This is a genomic window from Wolbachia endosymbiont of Cardiocondyla obscurior, assembly GCF_902713635.1.
Taxonomy (GTDB): Bacteria; Pseudomonadota; Alphaproteobacteria; order Rickettsiales; family Anaplasmataceae; genus Wolbachia; species Wolbachia pipientis.
Window position 1 is genome coordinate 1 of sequence record NZ_CACTIU010000080.1, and the last position, 4710, is coordinate 4710.

Here is a 4710-nt window from a genome sequence, read left to right on the forward strand (position 1 = left end):
AAATTAAACATGAGACGCCAGATACGTGAGTTTTTTTGTCATTTAATCTGTACAGAGAAGATAAATAAATAGCTTCAATGTTTATGATAAGGGGGCTGGCGGAGTTTGTCAAGCAAGTTTTTCGTTTAATTTTTCGTCCTGTTTCTACGGGTTGCATACCACTTAGCTAACATGAGTTTTGTTTTGACTTTTTGTGTTAATTTTGCAGAATATTAAGATTATCATTTAAATAAAATACATGACGAAAGAGGATTGGGAAGCGGTAATTGGGCTTGAGGTGCACGCTCAAGTTTCTTCTAATACGAAGCTATTTTCTAGCTCATCAACGGAGTTTGGTGCTGAGCATAACACTCAAGTTTCTCTAGTTGATGCGGCAATGCCAGGTACGCTGCCAATACTAAATTATTACTGCATAGAGCAAGCAATACGCACTGGTCTTGCACTTTCTGCAGAAATTAATAAGTATTCTTACTTTGATCGGAAAAATTATTTTTATCCTGATTTACCACAAGGTTACCAGATAACTCAGTTTTTTGAGCCAATAGTTAAAAACGGTAGAGTATTTATCAACGACAATGAAAAGGAAATAAGAATCGCGAGAATTCATTTAGAGCAAGATGCAGGAAAGAGCGTTCATGAGGAAAGCAAAACTTATGTAGATTTAAATCGTGCAGGGGTTGCTTTAATGGAAATTGTTTCAGAACCAGATCTCCGTTCATCTGCGGAAGCTGCAGAATGCATGAAAAGATTAAGGCAGATTTTGCGTTATATTGGTTCGTGTGATGGTGATATGGAAAAGGGATCACTTCGTTGTGATGCAAATGTTTCTGTCCGCCTAAAAGGCAGTAGCACATTTGGCACTCGTTGTGAGATAAAAAATCTGAACTCGATACGTTATATTGTGCAAGCTATAGACTATGAAATACAAAGACAAATTGAAATTTTAGAAGGTGGGGAAGAAATAAGTCAAGATACCTTATTATTTGATGTTGCTTTGGGAAAAACAAAAGTGATGAGAAGCAAAGAGGATGCAAGCGACTATAGATACTTCCCTGAGCCTGATTTATTACCTGTTGAGGTAAGCCAGGATAAAATCGATTCTATTAAATCATCTTTACCCGAGTTACCAGATCAAAAAAAGCTGCGATACATTGAGGAATTGGGTATCAACGAATACGATGCAAACGTCATTACCTCCGATAAAGCAATTGCTGATTATTTTGAGGAATTGATAAAAAAACATGATTCAAAGCTCGCCGTTACCTGGTTAACCGTAGAGCTTTTTGGTCGTTTGAATAAAGCAGGTATTGATATTGTGAGCTCCCCAATCAAAGCCAATGCCCTGTCCGAGCTCTTAGATTTTATCGTTGATGGAACAATCTCTGCTAAACTTGGCAAACAAGTGTTCGATAGTATGTTTGAAACTGGCAAACCTGCATCTCTCATCATAGAAGAGCAGGACCTAAAGCAAATAACCGATAGAGGTCAAATATCAGAAGTTATCGACACAATCATCAATAGCAACCAAGATAAAGTTCAAGAATACAAAAGCGGTAAAACAAAATTATATGGTTTCTTTGTTGGTGAAGTCATGAAATTCACCAAGGGAAAAGCCAGCCCTGATGTTGTGAATTCAATTTTGAGTGAGAGATTAGAGTGAGGTGCCTGTAAGATTATCCTGCTCGGCGGTTAAGCGCACCTTTCATGGTATTATGTATCAAGCGAGATGGCTAATGCTGTTTCCTAAACATGCAGTAGATAGAGAGTATTCTTTCCGCCTATTCACAGAGAAAAAATCAGCTAAGGATTTTGATGATATTGTTCTTCGGTATGAACAAGATGGGAAAATAGTACATAGATTCATACAAGTCAAGCACAGGCAGGGTAGGCACAAAAAGATCAGTATAGGTGACTTATTAACACCGGGAAAGAATGGTGCGTTTGGCTTAATAAAATATCTCATTGCTTATTTAAAGATCAAAAGTAGTGGAGAGTTTGAGGGTGAAATAGAGGATTTTGTCATTATTACAAATGATGATTTTGATTCCGCGGATTCGACATCGCATCCAGTAAGAAAGCTGAGAATGATGCCGAGTGGGAAGAATAAAGGAAAGGAAATTTCAGTCATAAGAATAGACACACAAGATGAATTTCTGGATGTAGGTGATGGTGTAAGATATAAATTTGATGATAGCATTATCTCATACTTGCAGGAGAATAAGAATTTTATAAAGCGTGAGGTAGGTAGAGAAGTCAGCGATAAAGAAATAGAAGACTTTTTAAATAAATTAGTATTTGCAGTCAATTTGCCAAGCGGAACTGAACTTAGTGAAATTATTAAGAGTGAATTGGGCAAGGAATTCAGCAATACTGATGCAAGTCACTTCTACAGCCGTTACCAGGAAGAAGTGCTGATTTTGCTAGAAAAAGAAGAAGAGGAGTTTCTATCATATGAGAAAGCAAAAGCTCTTCTTGAAAGAATAAGAGAGGAAATTTTAGGAGCGGTATGGTTTGGCATAATAGAGCCAGTGGCATCTTTTACTGGTAGAGGCAGAGTGTTAACAGCTCTGCATAATATGCTACAAAGAAGTGCAAAAAAACAAGCGGTGATATCGCAGGTTGCCTCTATTAGCGGTCTTGGAGGAGTAGGTAAAAGTGAGTTGGCTAGGAAATATACTTACAAATATGGAAAGGATTATTATGTTAATGCTATCTGGATAGATGCTGAAAGCACTGAAACTATGAAAAATTCTTTCCTGGATTTAGCTAATAATAGATTAGGCATTCCTACCAAAGATAGGCACGAAAGGGACAAGACGATAGAAAACATTGTTAGAGAAGTATATGCTTTTTTTGCAAGAAGGGGAAGGAGAAGCCTGTTCATTTTTGATAATGCTGAGGGATATGAAGACATTAAAAGGTTTTTACCTTCATCTTTACACCCTAGACATAAAAAACCTTACATTTTAATTACTTCTCGTAATAAAGATTGGAGAATAGCAGAAGACGAGGAAAAAATAAAAACAATACAGCTAGGTGTATTCAAAAAAACGGAGGCTATAAGGTTTGTCAAGAGGGCTTTAAATATAAAAGATAATTTACAAGATGAAGAAATAAAAAAACTAATAGAGGAGTTACAATATTTCCCACTAGCTTTGGGGCAAGCAATTGCATATATAAATGAAAGCAACATTGTATTAAGTCGCAGAGGTGAAGAAAGAGTTGGGGTTAGTGACTACCTAAAAAGGTATGAAAAAGAAGCAGAGAAACTGCTCGACTTTGAGTCTAAATATAAAAGTGACCGTTATACTAAAACAACATTCATAGCTTGGAAAATTACGATTGATGCTATAGCAAAAAGAGAATGTGGGCCAGAAGCATTGAAGATTCTAGAAGTAATGGCTTATCTTGCTCCTGACAAGATTCATATAGAAGAAGTCTTTTCAAAGTTAATAGCAGAGGATAAGGAAAAGTTATGGAAGGCTGTTGAGCTACTCGATAGATATTCAATAATTGACTTAAAAAAAGGAGTGGCAAACATTCACAGACTAGTGCAGAAAGTAACTGAGTTGAATTTACAAAAGGCAGTCCGGGAAGAAGAAGTTCTTAGAAAAGCTCTGGAATTGATAAATAGTGGTGATATAGCAATCAGTCACATTGTGTCTATTTGGGAATATGCAAGTAAATATGGTAAGTTGATTGATGATTTTTACTTTAACTCATCTTGTATACATAGGAAACCATTTTTTATAAAGAAAAGTACTCCTTTGCACTTGCTTGCTGCAAGTGGTGATTTTAAAGCAATTAAGGCTATACTCACACATATATCAACACATTTCCCAGGTAAATTGATAATGGCTGTTAATGTTGAAAATAATTCTGGTCACGCTCCATTACACTTTGCTGTTTATAATGGAAGATTAGATGTAGTAAAGTACCTTGTTAGTAAAGGTGCTGACATTAGTGCTAAGAGCAAAGACGGCAGTACTCTGTTGCACTATGCTGCTCAGGGTGGAAGCTTGAATGTAGTAGAATACTTGATAGATGAAAAGGGTACAGACATTAACATAAAAGATAATGACGGTACAACTCCTCTACACTCGGTTGCTTATCTAGGCTACTTAGCTGTAGTGAAAAAGTTTATAGAGAAAGGAGCTGATATTAATTCTAGGGATATTTATTATAAAACACCTCTGCATTTAGCTGCTAGTAATAGTGATTTAGATGTAGTAGAACATCTTGTAAACAAAGGCGCTAATGTCAATGCTATGGATAAAGATGGCTTGACTCCATTACACTGTGCTGTTTTTCGTGAAAATTTGGAAATAGTAGAATACCTTGCCGAAAAAGGTGTTAATACCAAGAACAAAGATGACGATACGCCACTACACTTTGCTGCCGTAATGGGAAAAGTTGCTGTGGCAAAAATACTGCTAAAACACAACGCCGATGTTAACGCTAAAAATAATGAAGGAAAAACAGCATTGTATTATGCAGCTAATAATAATCACCAAGAGCTTGTGGAATTGCTTTTAGCTCATGGTGCATCCTATGACTACTGAATTTTGCATTTAATTTATAGCTCCGCTTCTATCAAGGCATAGAATGACGGAAGTGGGCTTTAATAGCTGTAATACTATAGTATTTTCTAAAATGAATGATAAATTTCCATTATGGTATTACCAACCAAAAGTTGTAAGTCTGTATATT

2 protein-coding genes are annotated in these 4710 nt (G+C 36.2%); both read left to right on the forward strand.

All coding sequences use genetic code 11. The annotated features are described in order from the left end of the window. Positions 1–238 precede the first annotated feature (238 nt). Positions 239–1660, forward strand: a complete 1422-nt coding sequence (gatB, locus tag WOCAOBSORBRA_RS05550; RefSeq protein WP_174516104.1) for an Asp-tRNA(Asn)/Glu-tRNA(Gln) amidotransferase subunit GatB — start codon at positions 239–241, stop codon at positions 1658–1660. 52 nt (positions 1661–1712) lie between these two features. Continuing rightward, positions 1713–4562, forward strand: coding sequence for an ankyrin repeat domain-containing protein (locus tag WOCAOBSORBRA_RS05555; protein WP_174516105.1), 2850 nt, complete (start codon positions 1713–1715; stop codon positions 4560–4562). Positions 4563–4710: the final 148 nt, after the last annotated feature.

What these genes read in the sequence shown, in the direction of transcription:
- gatB (WP_174516104.1), top strand. Translation starts at nt 239, where the DNA reads ATGACGAAAGAGGATTGGGAAGCGGTAATTGGGCTTGAGGTGCACGCT.
- WOCAOBSORBRA_RS05555 (WP_174516105.1), top strand. Translation starts at nt 1,713, where the DNA reads ATGTATCAAGCGAGATGGCTAATGCTGTTTCCTAAACATGCAGTAGAT.